Origin of the sequence: Paeniglutamicibacter sp. (assembly GCF_046714615.1) — a bacterium.
In the GTDB taxonomy this organism is placed as follows: Bacteria; Actinomycetota; Actinomycetes; order Actinomycetales; family Micrococcaceae; genus Paeniglutamicibacter.
This window is the reverse complement of sequence record NZ_JBKKAP010000043.1, coordinates 1-2,353: the sequence shown is the minus strand read 5'-3', so window position 1 is coordinate 2,353 and position 2,353 is coordinate 1. Positions and strand designations below refer to the sequence as shown.

The following is a 2,353-nucleotide window of genomic DNA, read 5'->3' as shown; positions in this document are numbered from 1 at the left end:
GGACGCCCAGGGACGGGTCCTGTCGGACCCGAACGTCTGGGACGGGCCCCTGGCTTCCCAGTTCCGTGGTTCAACGTGGCCCGAGACGAAGGCCGCGCTGGACAAGGCACGCACCGAACTGGAGCAGTTGCGTGGCCAGCTGAACCAGATCTCTTCGAACATCTTCACCGCGGGTGGCGGCAACTAGCCAGTCCCTGGTTCGCCCCCGTTGCCGCCGGCCGTGGTGCCGCTCTGGCGGCGGGGGCGTTTTCCATCTTTTTGCCGATATCGGTTCCGGCCTCGAAAACGTATGGAAAAAATTGGAAGGCGAGCATGCAATTTAAACAGCGACACTATGAACGGATGACTAGTTCAGACATTGTCATAAGGATTATTGCGGTTCTTATTGCACTGGGTGTCGCAGTTGTCGGCTCCTTGGCGTTTGGGCAAAATGATCTCCTTGACATACTGGGAATCGTTCTTGGTGGACTGCTTTTGACCGGAACCCTAGCCTTCATTGCCTATGGTGCGCCGTTCACGCTGCTGGCTGCTCTCATCTTGGCACCGACATTGATTACCTGGCTGGCACCCAATATCCCCATGGTCCTTGGGACATGGTGGCTCAGTGGCCTAGCTGGATGGATTGCGGGAGCTGTGCTGCGCTCTGAGTTGGATCGGCGCCGCGGCCGTGGGGCACCGGCATCGAAGCGTTCCCAGTCGGGAGCGAGTGATTCGTTGGAGTGGCGCTTTGGCCGGAAGATCTTCCACGAGGCCGGGTTCTCGGAGGCGGCCCTGGTTGCCAAGATCCACTCATTGGACGGTGACCGGCGCACCTTGGTGAGTGCCACGCGTGGTGACGCCTGCCTTACCGTTGCAGGAAATGCGCAGGGTCCCCTGATGGTGTTCTTTGCCGCCGATACCGCGGTAGAGGATCAGTGGAGCGTGTTGACATCGCCCGGCAGTGATCCCGGGCAGGTGGATGTGATGATTGGGGACATGTTTCTTTCTCATGCGTCCTGGGAAACCACGACTCTGGACAAGGCGTTGGCTGCGGTATGGTATTTCCACCGAAAGGGCGGTGCGGATCCCCAAATGACGTGGTTTAGCTCGCCGACGATCGCCGATTGGAGGACGCTGGCTTCATGATTTCCGGTGGGCGTCGATTGACGCCGGGTGCCCGGGTGGCGCGCCCCACGCGGGGACGTTACGTCCTTGCGTTCGCTGCGGCGATTGTGGGCCTGGCGATCTCTTTCGTCTTTGGTGCCTTTCCGGTTCTCGTGGTCCTTTTCTCCGCTGTTGTCCTGTTGCTCTCGTTTGTTTCCGGAGCGCGGCAGGATCCCTACAAGCGCATGATGGTCTATCCACTGGTGATCGGTCTTTCCATGGTGTTGCTGATCAATTTCGGTCCGATCACTTGGTCGATTGCCGCGCTGGTGGGCTGTGCCGTTCTCGGAATGACCCTTGGGCGTGCCCTTCGGGCGGCGAGGCAGGGAACCGAGGTTCTGCCCGATCCTCCGACGGATCCGTTGACCGTTCCGGATAGGACTGTAGCCACCTGGGCGATCGGCAAGGACCGCTTCGAGGAGATCAGCCTGGCGGGGGAGAAGCTCGACCAGCTGTTGGCGCAGCTCAATGGCAATTTTTCGGCCTTGTCCCTTCGGCGGGGGTCGGCGCGGTTGGATGCCGTTGGTTTCGCGCCGGACGCCGTTGAGGTCTATGTGACCGACGACGTCGCGTCCGCAGAGTGGCACACGCTGCTTCCTGCGGGGCAAACGATGCTGGGTGGGCATGCGAATGCTGCCGGTTCGCCGGATCAGGCGAAGGGTGAGTCGTTGCGCCGGGCGCAGCTGGCTGCGCGTTTTTTCGCGGTGAGCGGTTCGCGTTCGCGTGACGTGGCGTGGTCGGCGAGTCGTAGGGCGGGCTGATCGAAGATGCGTCGGGGATCCGATACGGAAGGATCGTGCCGTGGGTGGATTTCCTGAAAAGGCGCTGACGGTTGGCCCGCCCAGTGCTCTTGGGGGGTAGTTGCCTCGGACGCGATGGTTCAATTTTTGCGTTGATCGGTAAGCCATTCCGCCTGCACGATCATGTGTCAATGCATGACGGCTGCTCCTGGTGGCCTTCTCGCTCCGTCTGAAAACCGTACTCACAGCCAACTTGAGTAGTTAAAGTATCTGTATCTGCCTGGGCGTTGTATTTCTTGCCAACACGAGAAATTTATGAGCGTAGTACTTGGAACAGGGCATGTCATCTTGTTAGAGTTATTCTCGTTCGAGTCTCCTAGTAGCGCGTTTGCGCGGGGACATCACCAAGATTCTTGGAGGATTTCATGTCGCGTGTCCTATCAACGGAGCAGGCAAAGACTGCCATTCAG

General features: G+C 59.6%; 3 protein-coding genes. All 3 read left to right on the top strand.

Annotated features, from left to right (window positions below):
• The coding region (locus ACLQ7E_RS05255) for a pyrophosphorylase (protein WP_411731519.1) at window positions 1-187 on the top strand (187 nt) is incomplete at its 5' end.
• A 125-nt stretch (window positions 188-312) separates the two neighbouring features.
• Window positions 313-1,125: a hypothetical protein gene (locus ACLQ7E_RS05250; RefSeq protein ID WP_411731518.1), complete on the top strand. Its 813-nt coding sequence runs from the start codon at window positions 313-315 to the stop codon at window positions 1,123-1,125.
• The gene (locus ACLQ7E_RS05245) at window positions 1,122-1,904 is read left to right on the top strand and encodes a hypothetical protein (protein WP_411731517.1); all 783 of its coding nucleotides are present in this window, start codon (window positions 1,122-1,124) and stop codon (window positions 1,902-1,904) included. The genes ACLQ7E_RS05250 and ACLQ7E_RS05245 overlap by 4 nt, the downstream gene beginning before the upstream one ends.
• Window positions 1,905-2,353 lie beyond the last annotated feature (449 nt).